The organism is Methylomonas aurea (assembly GCF_024505045.1).
GTDB lineage: Bacteria > Pseudomonadota > Gammaproteobacteria > Methylococcales > Methylomonadaceae > Methylomonas > Methylomonas aurea.
In genome coordinates, this window is sequence record NZ_JANIBM010000020.1 from 18193 (window position 1) to 37508 (window position 19316).

Annotated in this window: 17 protein-coding genes and 1 CRISPR repeat array (1 of these 18 running past the window's edge); of the genes, 6 read left to right on the forward strand and 11 right to left on the reverse strand. The window is 56.3% G+C overall.

Going from position 1 to position 19316, the window contains the following annotated elements:
• Nucleotides 1–642: a CRISPR direct-repeat array (repeat unit 36 nt; unit sequence GCTTCAATGAGGCCCCGGCGGGTGGCCGGGGAATGC); it begins 7738 nt to the left of the window's first position.
• Between the two features lie 215 nt (nucleotides 643–857).
• Nucleotides 858–1154, reverse strand: coding sequence for a CRISPR-associated endonuclease Cas2 (gene cas2, locus NP603_RS14005; protein ID WP_256611522.1), 297 nt, complete (start codon nucleotides 1152–1154; stop codon nucleotides 858–860).
• Nucleotides 1154–2875, reverse strand: coding sequence for a CRISPR-associated endonuclease Cas4g/Cas1g (gene cas4g/cas1g / locus NP603_RS14010; RefSeq protein ID WP_256611523.1), 1722 nt, complete (start codon nucleotides 2873–2875; stop codon nucleotides 1154–1156). Before cas4g/cas1g ends, cas2 begins: the two co-directional genes overlap by 1 nt.
• Before the next feature lie 46 nt (nucleotides 2876–2921).
• Here cas4g/cas1g and NP603_RS14015 point away from each other — a divergent pair, with 46 nt between their 5' ends.
• Both NP603_RS14015 and NP603_RS14020 read left to right on the forward strand, forming a co-directional pair.
• Nucleotides 2922–3230: a ribbon-helix-helix protein, CopG family gene (locus NP603_RS14015; RefSeq protein WP_256611524.1), complete on the forward strand. Its 309-nt coding sequence runs from the start codon at nucleotides 2922–2924 to the stop codon at nucleotides 3228–3230.
• Complete coding sequence (locus tag NP603_RS14020) at nucleotides 3227–3571, forward strand: type II toxin-antitoxin system PemK/MazF family toxin (protein ID WP_256611525.1); 345 nt, start codon at nucleotides 3227–3229, stop codon at nucleotides 3569–3571. Before NP603_RS14015 ends, NP603_RS14020 begins: the two co-directional genes overlap by 4 nt.
• A 63-nt stretch (nucleotides 3572–3634) precedes the next feature.
• Here NP603_RS14020 and NP603_RS14025 read toward each other — a convergent pair whose 3' ends face one another.
• The 5 genes from NP603_RS14025 to NP603_RS14045 all read right to left on the reverse strand — a co-directional run bounded on the left by NP603_RS14025 (nucleotide 3635) and on the right by NP603_RS14045 (nucleotide 11148).
• On the reverse strand, nucleotides 3635–4552 hold the full coding sequence (locus NP603_RS14025) for a type I-G CRISPR-associated protein, Cas3-extension family (protein ID WP_256611526.1): 918 nt from the start codon (nucleotides 4550–4552) through the stop codon (nucleotides 3635–3637).
• On the reverse strand, nucleotides 4536–7421 hold the full coding sequence (cas3g, locus tag NP603_RS14030) for a type I-G CRISPR-associated helicase/endonuclease Cas3g (protein WP_256611527.1): 2886 nt from the start codon (nucleotides 7419–7421) through the stop codon (nucleotides 4536–4538). The genes NP603_RS14025 and cas3g overlap by 17 nt, the downstream gene beginning before the upstream one ends.
• Nucleotides 7411–8853, reverse strand: a complete 1443-nt coding sequence (gene csb2, locus NP603_RS14035) for a type I-G CRISPR-associated protein Csb2 (protein ID WP_256611528.1) — start codon at nucleotides 8851–8853, stop codon at nucleotides 7411–7413. The genes cas3g and csb2 overlap by 11 nt, the downstream gene beginning before the upstream one ends.
• 3 nt (nucleotides 8854–8856) lie before the next feature.
• On the reverse strand, nucleotides 8857–10071 hold the full coding sequence (gene cas7g / locus NP603_RS14040; RefSeq protein WP_256611529.1) for a type I-G CRISPR-associated RAMP protein Csb1/Cas7g: 1215 nt from the start codon (nucleotides 10069–10071) through the stop codon (nucleotides 8857–8859).
• A 108-nt stretch (nucleotides 10072–10179) separates the two neighbouring features.
• Nucleotides 10180–11148 (reverse strand): helix-turn-helix transcriptional regulator, encoded by a 969-nt coding sequence (locus NP603_RS14045; RefSeq protein WP_256611530.1) that lies wholly within the window; start codon nucleotides 11146–11148, stop codon nucleotides 10180–10182.
• Between the two features lie 245 nt (nucleotides 11149–11393).
• Here NP603_RS14045 and NP603_RS14050 point away from each other — a divergent pair, with 245 nt between their 5' ends.
• The 3 genes from NP603_RS14050 to NP603_RS14060 all read left to right on the forward strand — a co-directional run bounded on the left by NP603_RS14050 (nucleotide 11394) and on the right by NP603_RS14060 (nucleotide 15364).
• Nucleotides 11394–12395, forward strand: a complete 1002-nt coding sequence (locus NP603_RS14050) for a cytochrome-c peroxidase (protein ID WP_256611531.1) — start codon at nucleotides 11394–11396, stop codon at nucleotides 12393–12395.
• Between the two features lie 343 nt (nucleotides 12396–12738).
• On the forward strand, nucleotides 12739–13071 hold the full coding sequence (locus NP603_RS14055; protein WP_256611532.1) for a hypothetical protein: 333 nt from the start codon (nucleotides 12739–12741) through the stop codon (nucleotides 13069–13071).
• A 7-nt stretch (nucleotides 13072–13078) separates the two neighbouring features.
• Nucleotides 13079–15364 carry an EAL domain-containing protein gene (locus NP603_RS14060; RefSeq protein ID WP_256611533.1) on the forward strand — a complete coding sequence of 762 codons (2286 nt, stop codon included), beginning with the start codon at nucleotides 13079–13081 and terminating at the stop codon, nucleotides 15362–15364.
• 14 nt (nucleotides 15365–15378) lie between these two features.
• Here the strand turns inward: NP603_RS14060 and NP603_RS14065 are convergent, their stop codons facing one another.
• Nucleotides 15379–15705, reverse strand: a complete 327-nt coding sequence (locus tag NP603_RS14065; protein ID WP_256611534.1) for a hypothetical protein — start codon at nucleotides 15703–15705, stop codon at nucleotides 15379–15381.
• A gap of 82 nt (nucleotides 15706–15787) precedes the next feature.
• Entirely contained in the window at nucleotides 15788–17500 is a 1713-nt protein-coding gene (gene gspE / locus NP603_RS14070) for a type II secretion system ATPase GspE (RefSeq protein WP_256611536.1), read from the reverse strand.
• A gap of 122 nt (nucleotides 17501–17622) precedes the next feature.
• Between gspE and NP603_RS14075 the strand changes: the two genes are divergently transcribed.
• The gene (locus NP603_RS14075) at nucleotides 17623–17823 is read left to right on the forward strand and encodes a hypothetical protein (RefSeq protein ID WP_256611537.1); all 201 of its coding nucleotides are present in this window, start codon (nucleotides 17623–17625) and stop codon (nucleotides 17821–17823) included.
• 12 nt (nucleotides 17824–17835) lie between these two features.
• Here the strand turns inward: NP603_RS14075 and NP603_RS14080 are convergent, their stop codons facing one another.
• Together NP603_RS14080 and NP603_RS14085 are read right to left on the reverse strand one after the other, a co-directional pair.
• Nucleotides 17836–18777: a YbgA family protein gene (locus NP603_RS14080; protein WP_256611538.1), complete on the reverse strand. Its 942-nt coding sequence runs from the start codon at nucleotides 18775–18777 to the stop codon at nucleotides 17836–17838.
• Between the two features lie 14 nt (nucleotides 18778–18791).
• A complete protein-coding gene (locus tag NP603_RS14085; RefSeq protein ID WP_256611539.1) occupies nucleotides 18792–19313 on the reverse strand; it encodes a lipocalin family protein in 522 nt (173 codons plus the stop codon).
• Nucleotides 19314–19316 lie beyond the last annotated feature (3 nt).

A 19316-nucleotide genomic window follows, 5' to 3' on the forward strand; every position in this document is an offset into this window, starting at 1 on the left:
ATTTTTTTCATTTGAAAGACTCCAGCTTCAATGAGGCCCCGGCGGGTGGCCGGGGAATGCTTTAGACAAATTGGTTTGTTACGCTAGCACATGTAGTGCTTCAATGAGGCCCCGGCGGGTGGCCGGGGAATGCAACCCACTGCTAAACGGAAATAACGCGTCCGGGTCGCTTCAATGAGGCCCCGGCGGGTGGCCGGGGAATGCATTCAGCACAGCCGGAAAGCAACGAGGAAAAGCTGACGCTTCAATGAGGCCCCGGCGGGTGGCCGGGGAATGCGGCGGTCAGTAAAGCCAAACCTGCCGAAACGGCTCCGCGCTTCAATGAGGCCCCGGCGGGTGGCCGGGGAATGCGCTATCGGCAATGGCCTGGCTCGATAGTGCATCATCGCTTCAATGAGGCCCCGGCGGGTGGCCGGGGAATGCGCGGTACGGATCAAGATGTTGCGGATGCGATCTGGTCGCTTCAATGAGGCCCCGGCGGGTGGCCGGGGAATGCATCGCAACACCAGGGCCGACGACCGGCACCAGATACGGCTTCAATGAGGCCCCGGCGGGTGGCCGGGGAATGCGGCGCAATATCCGTTTTATCAACCGGGTATGGAGTTCGCTTCAATGAGGCCCCGGCGGGTGGCCGGGGAATGCAGCGCGGGCTGGAGGCCTTGATTGGCGCGGCCTGCGCGGGCCGTTTGCGAGGGCTGAGCCAAACGGCGGGGCAAATTTAGCGGAAAAGCCTGTTAAGCGCCAATCGAAATATCTAAGTGCCTGATTGTTAAAGAGCGCAGGGCTCGCGAGACCTGCCCGGCTTTTGCGCGGCACCGCAGCGCTCGCGCCGGCTCGGCGGAAATCCGAGCGTGGCGTCACACGATCACCGGCTGCCGTTCCACCACCTCGAAATCCTTGCCCAAACTGACCACCGACGGCTTGACGGTGTCCGCCGGGCCGATGTTGACGATCAAGATGTGGTCTTCGTTATGGTGAATGATGCCGTCCAACAGCGCAATCAATTCGGCGTGGCGCTTGCGGCTGAGCCGGCATTGGAACACCGATAATTGCAGCCATTCGCCATAGCCTTTCATCAACCGGAATACCCGGCGCCAGCGCTTGGCGTCGCGGATGTCGTAGGTGATGATGTAAAGATGTTCGTAGGCCGCCATCAGCGCGTGGTGAAATTGGGATATTCCGGCAATTCGCCCAGCAAATAACGGCCGAACAAGCGGGCCTGGATTTCGAACAGGCGCCGGTAATCGACTTTATAGCCGAACAGCGGATGGGTGATTTCCTGGCTCATGCGGCGTTCGAAGGCGGCGATGAAGCGCTTGCGGCCGCCTTCGTTCAAGTTGACACTGCCGGCGGCGCTGACGAAATCGGTGGGACGCACCTCGCCGTTGTTGATGACTTGCAATACGGTGGAATCGGCGACTATGGGCCGGAACGGTTCCATCAAATCCAATGCCAGCGCCGGCCGGCCATAGCGCGGCTGGTGGTAAAAGCCGCGATACGGGTCCAAACCGACCGCGCTCAAATTCATGGTCCAGGTGCGGGTCAGCATCGCATAGGCAAACGACAGCATGGCGTTGACCGGATCGGTGGGTGGGCGGCGGTTGCGGGTGTTGAAGTCAAAACTCAGCTGCTTGCTGTCGTCCGGTTTTTTGATCAATTGATCGAAGGCGGCGAAATATTGGGCCGCCGCCCCGCCTTCTATGCCCAGCAATTGCGGCAAATCGACGGCGCGCAAGGCTTTGTCGGCCAGGTTTTTCAAGGCCTCCAGCAAGGGTTCTACCGGCGCGTCGGAGCGCCAGTTGCGCCGCGCTAAAGTGCGGCTGTTCTGGATTTTGGCGCGCACCAGATTGCGGGCGATCGCCAGACAGGTTTTGTCGTCGAAACTGGCTTTATATTGGGCGGTGCGCAACTCGACGTTCTTGTGGCCGGTGCCGACGGTGTGGCCGACAAACCAGCCGCCGTAACTGTGCCAACTGACCGGAATCTCGCGCTTCATCAAGTCTTGCAAACACGGCGTGGTGATGTAGACGTTGCCCATCACTACCACTTGGGAAACATCCACCAGCCGCGCGGTCTGCACCTTTTCGTCGTCGATGCTGATCTCCAGCTCCTCGCCCTTTTTGCCGATCTTGGCCTTGTAGGCCTGCACGTAAACCGGCAGGGCTTCGTCGCGCATCACTGCCAGCGGCCGGGGTTCCAGGTCGGCGTGGCGCAAGTAATTGACTTCGTCCGGTAGACATATACCCACCAGCGAGCAACCGGCGCATTTCGGGCTGTCCCGCAGCGGATCGGGAATGTGGCCGCCGGCGGCGATCAGGCGCAGGCCGTTGATGGCGTTGGCGGTGAGTTGCTGCAGCTCGTCGTCGAACACCACCCGCACCCGTTCCCGGCTTTGCACGTAATACAGTGCGCCTTCTTCGCAGACGTAGCCGTGTTCGCGCAGCACCATGGCCTGCACGCAGAGTTGCACCCGCTCCGGGTCGTAAGCGCCGCGCGCCACGTGCGGACGCTTGCCGCGCTTGTAATCGATCGGTGTGACCACGCCGTCCTCGGCTTCGATCAAATCCAGCTTGGCGATCAAACCCAAACGATTGGACGATAGTGTGATCGAGCGGCCGTGCAATTTCTCGGTTTCATCCAGTTCGTCGGCTTCCGGAAATCTTTTGGACGGCTTATCCACCCGACGGTGGGCGTGGTCGCCTTCCACGGTGTCGGCCGACGCCGCCCATTCGCCTTGCACCCACTCCAGATAGGCCAAACGCGGGCAGTACTGGTACTCGTTAATCATCCGCGCCGGCAGCAACGGCATGTCGCCGGACAATTCCGGGAACGGCAGCGGTAGCTCCAGTTGGATGGGCGGGCGTTCGTCATTCATTTTGTAATACAATTTGTCATCATCAACGTATTACCTGGAGTCCGCCATGCCTGCCATCAGCCTGCGTTTACCCGACGATGTGGAAGCCAATCTCAAAGCCGAAGCCCAACTGGCAGGCAAAAGCCAGTCGGAAATCGCCCGCTTGGCGATCACCGAATACCTGGCCCGCCGCGAGCGCGAGCGGTTTATGGCGGAAATGGTGGAAGCGGCACGCGCCTTGGCCAACGATCCGCAAGCCAGGGCGGAAGCGCTGCAAATTGCCGCAGATTTCGACGCGGTGGACGATGGCCTGGACCGTTTGATTGCCGAAGAGCGCGCCGCCGGTATCGACCCCGACGAAAAATGGTGGGAATGATGAAGCGCGGCGAGGTGTGGACCGCCAATCTGAATCCCAACAAGGGCGCCGAAATCGGCAAGATCAGGCCGGTGCTGGTGTTGCAGGACAACGCGATGATTACCGGCGGCCTGCCCACGATTGTGGTGGTGCCGTTGACCAGCCAGTTTCGGCCAAGCTTGGCGCCGCTGCGGATACCGATTGCACCGCAAGGCCGGCTGAAAGCCGACAGTTACGTCATGGCCGAACAACCGCGCGCCATCGACCGCTCCCGCTTCGGCGAAGGCCCGCTCGCCACCGTCACCGCCGAGGAACTGGCGGCGGTGGAGAAGAGTTTGCGGGGGCTTATGGGGTTGTGGTGAGCTTTTGCACTCCGGGTTGCTGCTCACATCCAATTTCAGAATTGCTAACACCATATGTCATCCTTAAGTTTGCTGCCAAACCAACTGGGCCGGACGAAATAGGCCATAGCCTTGCCCGAATTCCGAGCGGATGGAGCTGTAAACAGCAGTGACACCTCGTTGCGCTAAATCCTCTTCGTTTTCCAAATTGGCAATTAACAGAGACTTCAAAGTATCCAAACTTATTGGGGCTTGCCACAGCGGCCATCGGAAGACGTTTTCTCGATTAAGGCGAACAAACCCTGAAGTGGTTAACCGGCCTCGTTTGTCGGGAAAGACCGGATACAGCGGGAGCGATTCCAAAGCCAAACGCACGGCGGCGCTGACACTGGTCGGCGCTTCTTCTCCCGGTTTTTTGTGCCGCAATGAATATATTCGTTCGGCGGCAGGGTCCCATCCCAGTGCGTGTTGCTTATCTCGGTATAACCACGGGCCGAATAGTGCTTCACGAATTTTTTCAAGCTGATCTTTTTTAAAAGATTCAGCCAACTCTAGGGCGCTGCTGAGAAATTTTTGTTGACCTGAAGTCATGTAAAACGCGGTTGGTTTGACTAGGCCCTTGGCATTGTCAACCGCCATTTCAGACGCAAACGCCGCAAGGTAGTCGCAAGACCGACGATTGACACTGCTAGCATCGCTTAGAGATTGCTGAAGAACTTGGCAATAGTCCGATTTTTGGACACGGATGTCATCCGCCCAAGCGAAAACCTGGCAGGATTGTTGCTTCAGGTGGTCGCGTAACAATCCAGGTAGAGAATCTCGGTCAATAGCATCCGATACCTCCAAAACGGCAATCCAATCGTCTTCTCGGCGCCATGCCAATCTGGCTTCTTTCAGGACGGGTATCTCCGCGCACAAGCGCAGCAGGCCAAATGCGGCTAACGCGCCAATCGGACTACTGCCGGTCAAGCCACTCAACTCGATGTCAGTCGTTTGTTTCATTTTTGCTCTCCCATTCCGAACGCTGTTGATCGGCTAATCGCACGAGAGTCTCTAAAAAGCTCAAGCCCCAATAGCCGTAGCGCCTTATCAACCGCCAAAACAACTCCGGCCACCCGGCATCAAGCCGCTCAAGATTATGTACTCCGCAAAAACGTATAGACTGATTGTCGAAGGTTAAATCGATGTCGGTTCCTTCGTCGGAAATCGCCGGCATCCATGGACGACCATGACCGTGATGGCTGCCGACCAAGTATTCCGTCAATTCCGGGTCGCCAGAAAACTCAAGGAGTTGGGGATTTGCCCGTAATAGAGCCGCGCTATAGCATTCGTGGCGTTGGCCGCTAGGGTATGCTGCAATTTTCCGGGCTAGTTGGCGAGCGATTCTATCAGCCGCGTTAATGCCGCTTTTTGCCAGCCATTTATCGTGTCGGGCTACCCCACCTTGTAACATTGCCTGAAATCTTGGGTCAGCTTTGCCTAGGTCGTGATAAAGCGCCGCTTTTTCGATGCTGGCAACAAGATCAGGCGGCAAGCCTAGGCCGAGTGAAAAATCCCGCGCCAAACCTGCAACTCCTCGGGAATGTTGTTCCAAACCAATTTCTCGGCTCAAGGACAGCGCATCACCGTCATCAACCAGAGTTTGAGCAACATTGCGCTTCGAAACCAACAATACGCCCTTGCTGGCATCGCGTTCTCCATAAGGGATTGCACTAAATTTTTCTCGTAACAAGGCTTCGATTACAGTTCGATAGTTTGACGATAGGGACTCGCTATCTAAGGCGATTCCCAAAACTTCGTGGTACAAAGCCGCTAATTCGGTCTCGCCGTCATCCAGTCGCGGTTGCCAGTTTGCAATTAATCTTTGAATTTCAGCCACGACATTGTCCGAGCCGGATTCGAACCAATACGAAACCAATGCGGGATGCAAACGTAGATAGTATTTTCCTCGCTTTGTCAGGCAGTCCAGTTCGGCAACATCGCTGACAGGTATTGTTTTGGTTGGATACCAGCCGAATTCATCCGCGCCGCCGTAAATCGCTGGTAATACCACCAGATCACCCGGTCGTACACGATTGGCGGAAACCATTTCTGCGCCATTCGCACCCCGCCAAACAGCAACCGGTTTGCCGATCTCGGTGAATTCGATTGTTTCGCCGGTCTCAGCTAGCCCCTCTAAGTCGTTGGCATCGGCTTCGCCTATTTGTTGCAAAAATGCTCGGAAAGCTGACAATGGAATCGCCAAGGCTTCGTGGCCGACGGGAGGTAACGCTTGAAGTATCGCCAAATCCTCGATCAGAAAATTTTTCGGCACATCGGCTCGCCAAACCACTTGCACATCTTCCTCTCGGCTATTCGGTCCATGTAACAACAAAGCGGGATCTGGCGACACACGCGGGTTTGGCGAAGTTTGAACTAGAACATCAAGATGAGTCGGCAACAACACCGGCGCATCAACCGGCAACATGTAAAGTGACGAGACATTGCTCTTCGCCAGCAATCCGTTAAGCCTTAGGATGCCAAAATCGAATCCTTTGCTTTTTTTGCCTTTAATCTTTTCGCTGTGTTCGTTAAGCCATTTCCAAGTTTCAGTGAGTGCCTTACCGTATATCGGATCATCTTTATTTGATTTGGCATGGATAACGGCTGCCAGGCAATGCGGCCTTTCACCTAACCGGTTAAGTCGGCCGAAACGTTGCCGTAACGCATCCAGCGCGGCTGACTCTGTCACTAATCCGTCGAAATCCAGGTCGGCGCCGACTTCAATTGTCTGGGTGGCAACTACAAATAACGGTTTTGAATTCCCTGCCTCCGCTCCGCTACGTCCCGCTTTCATTCTCGGCAAGTGTTTTTTTAGTATATGGTCTCGATCTGCTGGCCGGAGTCGTCCGGTCAGTAAGATTATCTCGGCCGAATCCGATTGCCTTTTCAATCTCTCGAATACTTCGCGCGCAGTAGCGACACGATTAGCAACAATACCAATTACCGGAGCAGGCAAAGTTTTTCCAAGCTGTGCGAACAGGTCGATAGCCTTATCAGCGAGTACGCTAGCTAGCGCACTAGCATCCTTGACTTCTTCAAGCTCGGCAGGCTTCGCGCTTTGCAAGCGTTGTTGTAATAGTTCATGCCCATAATCTTTGTCGTTCAATTCGAACGCATCTGTTGCATCGCCGGGTGTTGCGGTCATCTGCACCACGGCATGCGGAAGTCGGATTTGCCGTTCACTCCAATCGGCAGATCGATAACGAGCAACGGCTTTCAGAGTTTGTAAGAATGGCTGAGACATATGCGCTTCATCAAGCAGAATCAGACTATCCATCGCCGTCAAGGCTGCATGGATTGGGCGCATGTTGGCGCTCACGCCGTACCCTCGAAACAATAGGCGTGATCCGACTTGGTCCACCGTTGTCAAAATAACTGCCGGTTGTAGTGGATTGCCGAGAAAGGCTCGTTCCATTGGCAGGCCGCCGCGCAATCGTCGGACAACTAAAGGTTGCTTGGCTCCCTCACCGGCCAAATTTAATAATCCGGCTGCGGCGTCAGCCAGAATACCGCTCCCGCCCTGAGCGTTGGCAAGCGCTTCGGCTATTTTTATGGCGCGCTGGTAGGCTTCGTCTACGACTAGACGACGGTCGACTACGAAAAAAATCCGCCGGGGCGCTCGACGTTGCGCGGGTGGTTGCGCCGCTTCCACGATTAAATGGAAAAGAGCGGCATCTAAAGCTGCCGTTTTACCCGCCGAAGTTGGTAGGTTCAAAACCTGCGGCCAAGTCCCTGTGTCGCCAAGCTGTTTCGCCAAGCGCGCTTGCCAAGGGAACGGTGGTTTGCCGTGCAACGCCATGAAAAATGCATCGAAATCTTCAACCCGCATGAGCGATCTCCTTAGGTCGATACGGTCGGCATAAACCCAAACCTAAAAAACGGCCGGCACCCAATATCACCGGACCGCTTACGGGGCGATCGAAACTAAGCTCGATATGTGCCAACAATTTATCTTTCAGATAATGGCAGCGTTGCAGGTCGGCACTCTGTTTGAATTCTCCGGCTAGCGGCACAGCGTGGAACTTACCGGCGCGAACAATATTGACGCTAACCGGTTCGGGCAGACCGATGTCTCGACAGTTTTGAGCTATTAATGCCCACACATCCTTTCCAGTCTGTTTTTTGGGATGACGGCCGAATGCTACCGGCGTTACCGAGGCCCAGTGCTGACTGGAATCGATATAAGTATCAGGCCTTAAGGTTTTAGCAATGCCTGCGAACGCCTCGCTCTCTATCAAACTTAATCGCCAAGTTCCAAAAATACCCAGTTTCAAAGTGTCCAATCTTTTCAAGCCTTGTTCTAACTGTTTGCGCTCGGTAGCGGCGGCATTTTCCGGGAATAAAACCGCAATACCCATGATGTTCCCATCGGCGTGACGATGGCCGACATTCGCGAGTGGAATGACAGACATATGCGGTTCTGGTGAAGGATTGCCGTTTTCTAAATGGCCGCTGATACTTGCTGGCAACGGATCGGCGCAACGTTCCATCAAAGCGCTTCGCACCAGCGAACATAAACCGAACGCGGCTTCCACAGGCAAGCGGCAGCCCTGTTCCTTGCGCAAAACATAAATGTGTTGAAAAAAGCCACGTGGAACCGAGGTTTCGTTTGTACCGGCCAATCGGTATTCGCTAACTCGTCCCAAACGAGGCTGTAAACCGGCATTTTCGATGCGGCGCTGATGTAGGTTTTCCAAATATTCCAAGCGGCCTTGCGCGGTTGTCCGCAACAAGATAGAACCGCGAGGATCGGGTTCCAAAGTGGGCGCTTTTTGCGAGGGGACATCGAGATACACGGCGACACGCACTGGCGACATCGAGTGTCCCAAATAACTGACGTTTTGAGCTACCTCTTGCAAGGCTTGTTCGGTTTGTGAGTCGATTGAAACTTCGTCCCAAATAAAGTAAACGTGGCTATCGGTGGGCGTAAACGCCGGAAACCAGCGAGGTTGCCGAGACCGTCGATCCGGAAAAAGTTTAATGGTATTTCTCTTGGGATCATTAACCGGCACAAATACGTCGTGAGTGTCGCGCCCAAGCCCTTTAATTTGCGGAGGGTCCGCATAAATCTTCGGCTCAGGGAGAGTTTCCAACCATTGCAAGGCTTGACGGACCGATTCGCCGAATTCGCATTCTTTGTACGCCGCAACCAAAGCGGCGAATAATCGTGCCGGATGCGGCGGCCATTCGACCTTTCGCCTGTCGTCATGGCAGGCCGCTATGACCCGCCCCATCAAATATTCCACTTCCAGGGCCAACATCGCTTATGCCTCGGACAAATGGCCGGCTTGACGGCTCTTCCTGACCAGTTCCAGTAAATCGGAGGTTGGCTGCAACCGGATTTTTTGGGTGTTCCACACTAGGCCCAATTCCGCCGCGTTAGCCACCGCAGCACTAAACAAAGCGTCGGCTTCTTCAATGGTCAGCGTAAAACGACGACTTTCGCCGTAATTATCGAGCAATTCGAAAGTAAATTTTCCGTCGGCAACCAATAGGCATCGAGAGCGCAAATCGTAGCCGTTTTCCAACTGGTGAACGATTGCCGTCAGCCCTAATGCCGCTAAAACCGTTCTGGCGGCGATATTGATTTGCGCGGACAACTCGCCATTGACCGGAAAATTCAATCGGCGCAAGGCGGGCAGCGAAAGCACAGTTGTTTGATGGGCGTAATCAATGGTTACGCCGCCACGAATATATTCGTCTCCTTTCTCGCTTTTTTCGATGGTCGGCGGGATATTGGAATGATTGACTTCAGACGGTTTGATTTTGACCGGTTCGCCTTTTTTATCGGTCTTTGCCATAGCCTTGTCTGTAGTCCAGCCGCCTGAATCAGTTGCATAAATTTCAACGGTTTTAATACCGAGCGGATCGAGCCGGGAACTGGTTAGTACGCCGGCTTCAGCTTTGATGCCGATAATCTCCGATACCAAGGCTCGTTGGAATTTATTGCCCAAACCGCCAGCCGAGCCCGTCGAATCCCAGATACCGAATACCAGTGCGTGGGGGCAATACTGATATAACGCGGTTGCGTTACGCTGGTTCGCGGCGGCGTAAGCTTTAGCAATGTCGGTTTCGGGGAATTTTTTTCCGTCTAACAGACTATCCCGAAAGATTGCGTCGGCAATTCGATGCGGAGCATCTAGCGTGGTAATTTCGCCAACGTCCGCGAATTCGCCGCCAAAGTCCACCGCCAATAATGGAAAATTTAGTTGACCGTTTTGATGGGCTTCCTTCAATGCCTGTTCCATGCGATTGGCTTGCGACTGTACAGAATCTAGCAAGACGGTTTTAACCACTTCGCCGCCGTCGATTAGCCGGGTTTCCCAAGCGTATTTACCTTCCGAGTGCGTCGGCGGAAAAACTTTGCTACCTGGGCCGCCAGCCGGTTGTAGTTTGGCAATCAGTCGGATTGCGGAACAACCCGAGGTAACAGCGGAAGTAAGCGTTTCTAAATTTAATTCGACGGTTTCTTGGCTCATCTGGATTTCCTTTGGTTGGTTTATGACTAGGATTACTCTTTTCTAACTTACAACATGTCGGTCTCAAAACCCGATACCGAGAATTTTTAGGTACAAATTTTTTTTGCCTCATCGATAAACCGCCAACAACTTTTCCGCTTCTTGCCTGACCAATTCCCGCAAAAATTCCGGCGCTACTACCTCCACCTCGGCGCCGTATTTCAAAACGTCCATCAGTAGTTCTTCGTGGCGGTTGAAGGGGATGCGCAGTTGATAGCGGCCGTCGGTTAGCCACTCGCATTGTTGTTGGCTGTGCCAGGTTTCGTCGGATACCCAGCGACCGGCCTTGGCGGAGAAGTTGAGAACGGCGGTGTGTTCAGGCGTGCCGGCGAAGATGCCGTAGGACGAGCCGAAATGTTGTTGCAGCGTGGCCGGGTCCAGCAGATGCGCCGGTTCGCCGCTGGCGGTTGCCGATCTGATCCGGTCCAGCGCAAAGGTGCGCGGTTCCTCGCGGTGGTGGCAAAAAGCATCCAAATACCAGTTGTCTTTGTACAAGATCAGGTTTTGCGGCGATACCGGCCGTTCGCTGGTCTGGTTGTCGCTGCGGGCGTGATAATGAATCAACAGCCGTTGTTGTGCGAACAGGGCTTGGACCAAGGTCAGGAACAAGTCGTCGTTGCGGCTGCGGTAGGCCTGGCTGAGGATTTTGATGCGGCCAAGTTGCGGGGTTTTGATGCCCGGCGAGCGGTCCAGCAGTTTCTCCAGGTGACTGCGGAGTTGGCCAATTTCGTTGCGCAACAGGCCCGGCGCCAGATTGCCTAACAGATGCTGGCAGGCGACCAGGGCTTGCAGTTCCTCCGCGCTGAGCCAGATGCCGGGCAATTCGAATGGGTGGCGCGGGTCGTCGCGGTCGTAGTAATAGCCGACGCCGGGTTCGCAGAACAGCGGTGCGTTCAAGCGGTAGCGCAGTTCGTTTACCAGGCGTTGGCGGGTGGCTTTCGAGCAAGCCAGTAGTCTTTCTATTTCCGGCCCCGAAATCGGCGTGCGCCGGTTTTTCAGTAGGTTGTGGAGTTTGATGAGTTTATCGAGGTGTTGCATCTGAGCGTCTTCCCTGAGCGAGTGAAAGTTCTAGCGTCTTAACTGTCGGGGAAAATTAGCCGATTCCGGGCTGTTTTGCCAGTAGCTGTCGCTTCGGCCGGCGGGGGCGGTAGATTTTCGCCCGGTCCGGTCCGTCGGCGCCGTTGCGCGGCGGGAGGGATGCAATTTAATTTACCTGCCGCGCGGCAATATCTTACAATTCGCCGGCCCTTGGCTCTGACAATAACTATTTTTAGGAGGATGGTATGTTCAAATTTCGCCTGCTGGTTTCCGCGATTGCGCTGACCGGTTCTATGTCCGTAATGGCGGCCGAGCCGCTGCCGAGCGTGGCCCCGGCTCCTGCCGACAACCCGACCACGCTGGAAAAAGTCACGTTGGGAAAAATGCTGTACCACGATCCGCGGTTGTCTTCCACCGGCACCGTATCCTGTGCCTCTTGCCATAACACCATGCTGGGCGGCGAAGACAACCGCTCGGTGGCAATGGGTGTCAACGGCCAGACCGGTGGCCGTAGCGCGCCGACCGTCTGGAACGCGGCCTTCAATAAAGTTCAGTTCTGGGACGGCCGCGCCGAGAGTCTGGAGGCCCAAGCTGCCGGCCCGGTGACCAATCCGATCGAGATGGGCATGAAGAGCTGGGACGACGTGGTCGCCCGTCTGAAAACCATCGAAGGTTACCAAGACGCGTTCGAAAAAGCTTTCGGTAAAGATTCGATTTCCAAGGAAAACGCCACTAAAGCCATCGCAGCCTACGAAAGAACCCTGATCACGCCGAACAGCCCGTACGACAAATACGTCGGCGGCGATAAAGACGCGATGACCAAGCAGCAGATCCGCGGCATGGAAAAAGCTGTCGAGATCGGTTGCACCAGTTGCCATAGTGGCCCGGCGTTCAACGGTCCAGGTATGTTCCAGAAATTCCCGGTCAATTCCAACGGCTATTTCGAGGCGCAATACCATTTCCTGAAAGACAAAGGCTTGGCGGAAGTGACCAAGAAAGACAGCGACGCCCACATGTGGAAAGTGCCGACCTTGCGCAACGTGGCTCTGACCGCGCCTTACTTCCACAACGGTTCTGTGAAAACTCTGGATAGGGCGGTCTGGCTGATGGCCAAATTGCAGTTGAACAAAGAGTTGTCCGACGGCGACGTCGCCGACATCGTCGCGTTCCTGAACGCGTTGACCGGCGAATTCCCGACCCAAACCATGCCGCAATTGCCGGGCACTCCGGGTTCCACCTTCAACTAAGCGCCGGGCTTTTGCCGGTGCTGCATAAAGGGGCCTTTCGGCCCCTTTTTCTTGGCCGGGGTTTTGACCGTACCGAATTTACCCTTGGTTTCGGTTAAGCGATAAAAAGCCTTTTCTGCATATGGTATTGGCCGCTTTCTTGGGCCATACTTTAGGAAACTTCTAAAAATTGCACTGCGATAAATTCGGTGCGAACGGTACCCCTTATAAATCAGAGCAGTATCCGTTCCTGCCGAGCGTGGCGAAGCATGAACGGATACTTTTTAAAGGTTTCCTTTAGCCAGCGGAAAATTTAGTTAAATTCGATAGTTAAAAAACTTACTAGCAATCCGAACTAACGACCATGTCAATCAATAAGAAAATCCACCTGTCGGCGCGGGTGGGGGAATATGCGATCCCGCCCTTGAAAGATATGCTGGTGCTGGGCAACCAATCGCCGATCGGCTGTATCGCCATGCGGCGCGCCATCGAGCTGTTGATCAAAACTCCTTTCGAACATATCGAGCTACAGGACGACGTGATTTCCGATATTTTGGTGCGCCACCATATTTTGCGGCGGGTGTCGCGCGACGGTTTGATCGATTTCGTCATGGCCAATTTAAAGCCGATGATGGGGCCGGACGAAGTGTTGCACGCGGAACTGGACGTCAGCGTGTACTTGTCGGACGGCGACTGACCGGCCGATGGAACGTTTGCTGGTTCGCGATTGCCTATGCGACCCGGTCGTGCGGGTGCTGGAAGAGGAACGGCCGGACTATGCCTCGGCCAACCTGCCGCTGTATGCGGTATTCCGCGACTCGACCACGACCGGCGCGTTCTGCGGCTTGGTCGCGCCGCAAGACATCATCCAGCATCCGAATTGGATTTTTGCCGATCTTACCGAACATCGCGAGTGTCTTAGCGTCGGACCGACCGCCGAAGTGCGCCGCGCCATGACACTGATGAACCAGCAAGGCTTGGAAGCGTTGGCGGTATTGGACGGGCCGAATTTTGTCGGCGCGGTCAGCCGGCAGAGCATCCTCGAGACCCTGCTCAAACGGGAACGCCTGCTGTTGCTGCAGTCGCGCCGGTTGAACCGGTCGCTGGAAACCGAACGCAACCGGATCCGCTCCTGGTCCGACAAACTCGCCCGCTTACACGAAGCTTCGCGCAGTTTATTGACGGTTCTGAAGCATACCTCGTTACAAAACGATTTGTTCGAGACCGGTATCGATGCGTTGACCCGGCTGCTGGAGGCGCGCTACGGCGCGATCGGTATCCTCGACGAGGCCGGTAAGCTCAGCCATTTCGTCTATACCGGCATTAGCCCCGAACTGGCGCAACGCATCGGCCAGTTTCCGCAAGGCAAGGGCCTGTTGGGCGTCGTGATTCAGGATAACGTGTCGTTGCGGCTGGCCGACTTGTCCACCCACCCCAGCAGCAGTGGTTTCCCCGCTCACCACCCGCCGATGAAATCGTTGCTGGCCGTGCCGATTTCGCACCAGGGCCACGTCTACGGCCGTATCTACCTGTGCGATAAAGAAAACGGCGAGCCGTTCAGCGCCAACGATGAAGAGCTGGCGCTGAGTTTTGCCTATTCGCTGTCTTTGATTCTGGACAACGCCCGCGAAATCGAAGAAGTCAAACAAGCTCGAAAAAGCCTGAATTACATGGCCCATTTCGATGCGTTGACCGGGTTGCCGAACCGGACCCTGTTGAAAGACCGCTTCGAACAGGCTATATCCCATGCCCACCGCAGTAAGGAGAAAGTCGGCGTCCTATTTTTGGATCTGGACAATTTCAAGGTGGTTAACGATACCATCGGCCATACCTCGGGCGACGCTTTGCTAAGGGCGGTGGCGTCGCGGATCGGCCAGTGCCTGCGCGACGGCGATACTGCGGCGCGTCTGGGTGGCGACGAGTTTATCGTCATGCTGCCGGATTTGTCCGAGGTGCAGGACGCGGCCAAGGTCGCCGGCAAAATCCTGGAGTCGTTGCATAGCTCGTTCGATATCGACCGCCACGAGGTGTTCGTCAGTTTCAGTATCGGTATCAGCGTTTATCCGGACGATTCCAAGGATATGGAAGGTCTGCTCGCCAACGCCGACAGCGCGATGTATTACGCCAAAAAGCTGGGTAAAAACAATTACCAGTTCTTCACGCCGGAAATGAACCGCACCGCGCAGAATTACATGAAGCTGGAAAAGCATTTGCGGCGGGCCATGGAGCAGGGCGAAATCGAGCTTTACTATCAACCGCAGATCGATTTGGCTACCGGCAAAGTCATTTGCATGGAGGCGTTGATCCGCTGGTTCAGCGCCGAATTGGGAGCGGTGCCGCCGGGCGATTTCATTCCGTTTGCCGAGGAATCCGGCTTGATTCTCCCGATCGGCGCCTGGGTGTTGAAAACGGCCTGCGCCCAGGCCAAGCTTTGGGAAACGGCAGGGCTGGCGATCCGCGTTGCGGTGAATCTGTCCAGCCGCCAATTCCATCAGGTGCAAACCGCGCAACACGCGCGGCATCCGTTGCTCGACGCGGTGCTGGACGCGCTGGACGCCAGCGGCTTGCCGCCGGCTTTGCTGGAATTGGAAATCACCGAAGGCATCTTGATGCGTCAGCTCGATTCGACCATGGAAATCCTGAATATCCTGAAAGACATCGGCGTCAGGATTTCGATCGACGATTTCGGCACCGGTTATTCGTCGCTGAGCTACCTGAAGCGGTTTCCGATCGACGTGCTGAAAATCGACAAATCCTTTGTCAACGACATAACCAAAGACCCGAACGACAAGGCGATCGTATCGGCGATTACCGTGATGGCGCAGCAACTCAAGCTGGAAGTGGTGGCGGAGGGCGTGGAAAGTACCGCCCAAATGACCTATTTGCGCGAGTTGCGCTGCAATTACGTGCAGGGCTATTTTTTCAGCAAGCCGCTGGCGACCGGCCAGGTCTTGCCGTTCTTACGCCAGAGCGCCGCGGCAACGGATTGAACCCGGCGTTGGCCTCAGGCTTCGAAACCGGTTTCGAAACAGTTGCGGCCGGATTCGTCGCCGTAAATCAACGATAAACCCTGCGGATCGGGAGCGGACGTCCGCACGGCGGAATAGGCCACCAGCAGCGGCGCGATATGCCTGGACGATTTCGGGCTGGTATAGACCCAATAGCAGGAGCCGTCGTCGGCCCAATGGCCGAACATCGCCATGCCGTCGGGGCCGTTGCGCGCCACGTAGGCGGCGCGAAAGGCGCCCATCAACACGGCGATTTCGCCGGACTGGTAATCCTGGCTGGACAATTTGATGCGGTGCCAACTGTGGATGGTTGCCGATGCCACGGTAGTCTCCCGGTTCGATTAAAGACTGAGCGGTTGTGTACAGGTTGGGCGACGCAAGCTCGATAGGCAATCGCTGCCCCGGTCAGGTTTCGGTGGTGACCCGCAGCACCTCTTCCAGCGTGGTAATGCCTTGCAAGGCCTTGCCGACGCCGTCCTCGTACATGGTCTGCATGCCTTCCTCGATTGCGGTTTGCTGGATGACGAAGGCTTCTTCGTGTTTCATGATTTGTTTGCGGATCGTGTCGGTCATCGTCAAAAATTCGATGATCGCCAGCCGGCCTTTATAACCGATGCCGTTACAGGCCGGGCATCCCACCGGTTTGTAAAAACGGATGTCGCCGCTCGGTTGCCAGCGCCGCAACTGCATTTCCTCGATCACGGCATCGGCCGCGGGATGGGCCTGCTTGCAGTGCGGGCACAGCCTTCTGACCAGGCGTTGGGCCAGGATGCCGTTGATGGTCGAGCTGAGCAGATATTCTTCCAGGCCCATATCCTGCAGCCGGGTGACGCCGGCCGCCGCGTCGTTGGTGTGCAGCGTGGACAATACCAAGTGGCCGGTCAGCGCCGATTGTACGGCGATCTTCGCGGTTTCCAGATCGCGCATCTCGCCGATCATGATCACATCCGGGTCCTGGCGGACGATGGACCGTAAGGCCGAGGCGAAGGTCAGGCCGATCTGCGGCTTGGCTTGAATCTGGTTGATGCCTTCCAGTTGGTATTCGACCGGGTCCTCGACCGTGATGATCTTGCGTTCCGGCGTGTTCAGGGTTTTCAGCGCGGCGTACAACGAGGTGGATTTACCGCTACCGGTCGGGCCGGTAATCAATAAAATGCCGTGCGGTTGCGCCAGCACCTCCATGAAGCGCTCGGCCTGCCGGCCGACAAAACCCAGGGTTTCGAAGTCCAGCACTGCGTTTTCCTTGTCCAGCAAACGGATCACCACGCTTTCGCCGTGCAAGGTCGGAATCGTCGACACCCGCAGATCCAGTTCCTTGCCGATCATCTGCAGCTTGATCCGGCCGTCCTGCGGCAGCCGGCGTTCGGCGATATTCAGCTTGGCCATGATTTTGATCCGCGACAGCACCGCGGCGGTGGATGCGACCGGCGGCGAATCGATGTCCTGTAACACGCCGTCGATGCGCAGCCGCACTTTCAGGCTTTGCTCGAACGGCTCGATATGCACGTCGGAGGCCCGGCTTTCCACGGCTCTTTGCAGGATGTAGTTAACCATCTTGATGATCGGCGCTTCGGAGGCTAGGTCTTTCAGATGTTCCAAATCCTCGCTGCCCTCCTGTTCCACGTCCAGATTGTCGCGCAGTTTATCCATTTGCGATTTGCCTTCGCCGTATTGCAATTCCAACGCGGCGTCGATTTCGGCGAGTTGGCCGATCTGCAGCCTGACGGTTTTGCCGGTAGCCAATTCCAGGGCTTGGGCGACGTAACTGTCGGCCGGGTCCATTACCGCGATTTCGATTTGGTTGTCGTCGGCGGCCAGCCCCACTGCGTGGTGCTGCTTTAAAAAACGTTGGGAAATGCTGTCAGGCAACGGCGATTGCGGCGGATAGCGTTCTGCGCTGACGCGGGCAATCCCCGTGGCTGCGGCGAAACTGTTGGCGATATCGTTGTCGGAACACAAGCCGAGTTTGACCAACAATTGCGGCAGCGAGTCGTCCGGCGTCGATTTTTGCATGCGCCTGACTTTGCCCAAGTCGCTGTCCGACAGTTTGCCGTTGCTTTTCAGTAGGTTGATAAACGTTGCATATTTTGCGGAGTGTTCCGCCAAGTCCATGTCCATCGGATTTGCCGTAAAAGGTTGCTGAATTGGTCAAGCATTGTAGCCATTTTCGCAGTATTCTGAAGGCTATTCAAACCCGCAGCCGGCCGCTTACGACCCGGTAAAACCACGGAGTTAAAACCATGAATGGAGTCCGCAGTTTAAGCCTGGCGCTATGCGTGTTGGCCGGTGCCGGTTGCAGTGCCGACTGGGCGCAGCGCTTTGCCTTCCACGCCGTCGAAAACGCCGGCCAGTTGCAATGCCAAAAAGCCATGGCCAACGACTGCGAGCGCCGGCCCGGCTACGACCAGTACCAAAAGGAGCGGCGCGAGTTGGAACGTTAGCGGCGGTGCCGATCAAATCTCGTTCAACAAGGCCAATTCCGCCGGATGCGGTTGCATGTAGAACGAGTTGTCGATGAAACTGTCCGGCTGGCGGCGGAAATGGTGGCGCAGCAGCGTCAACGGTACGATCAGCGGTACCTGGCCGCTGCGGTAGTTTTCGATGGTTTCGGACAATTCCTGTTTGTCGTCGCTGTCCAGTGCCCGTTTCAAATAACCTTGAATGTGTTGCAGCACGTTGACGTGGTTACCGCGGCTGGCGACGATTTTCAGACAGGCCATCAATTCGGTTATGTATTCGGCTGCAATCGCCTCGACCCGGGTGTCGGTGGCGCCGGCAACGATCCGGCCGAGGTTGCGGGCCCGGTTTTGGTCGTGGCTCATCGCGATCAGTTTGTGTCGGCTATGAAACGTAATCAAGCCGTGGGCGCTGAGGCCGTCCTCGCAGAGCTGTCGCCAGCGGCGATAGACAAAAACCCGTTGAATGAAGTTTTCCCGCAAACCCGGATCGCCGAGTCGGCCCTCTTCTTCCACCGGTAGGTTAGGGAAGGCGGATTGCAGATAGCCGGCAAATATACCGGTGCCGTTCCGGACCGGCACCTCGTGTTTATAGACCTTGACCCGGGTCATGCCGCAACTGGGCGAGTCTTTTTTCAGGATGTAGCCGCACAGGCCGTCCAGCCAGCCGGCTTGGCGGGCTGCGGCGTCGCGCAAGCGCTCGGTGACGTCGAAGCTGTGGTCCTTGACGCCGACGCAGCGTATGCCTTCGGCCGTTTCCCGCAGTTGCACGCAGGGACGGGGAATGCCGAGGCCGGCTTCCACCTCCGGGCAAAACGGCTTGAACTCGAAATAGCGGCCCAGCGTACGTTCGATGTAGCTGTGGTATTTGTGTGCGCCGTCGTAACGGACTTCGTGGCCCAACAGGCAACTGCTGATACCGACCGGAATATTGTGCATGGGAGTCCTTGGAGTCAATGCCGGGGCGCGGCGAAAATCAGTTGGTCGGTGGCGAAACCCTGGCTGCGGGCCTGCTCCAGCAAACTGTCCAGGATCGGCTGCGCCAGATCGGGCGTGCGCGCCAGAATCCATAAATAGTCGCGGTCCGGGCCGGCGACCATCGCATATTGGTAAGCGGCTTTGTCCAGCGCGATGATGTTGTAGGCGCCGTAAAACGGTCCGAAAAACGATACTTTCAGCCGGCCCCGGTCCGGGCCGTCGATAAAGTAGGCCTTCCCTTCGGCGCTGCGGCGCTGGTTGGTTTCGGCGTCGAAACCGCTGTTCAGCACTCTGACGCCGCCGTCCTCGCGCAGGCTGTACTCGGCGCGGATCTCGCTCAGGCCGCGTTCGAAGCGGTGGTCCAATCGGGCGATCTCGTGCCAGGTGCCCAGATAGCGCGGCAATTCGAAACCGTCGACCACGGTCAAGCCTTCCGGTATGCCGGTGCAGCCGGTCAAGAGCGGCAACGTGAGTAGCAGTATCTGGAATAATCGCATCGG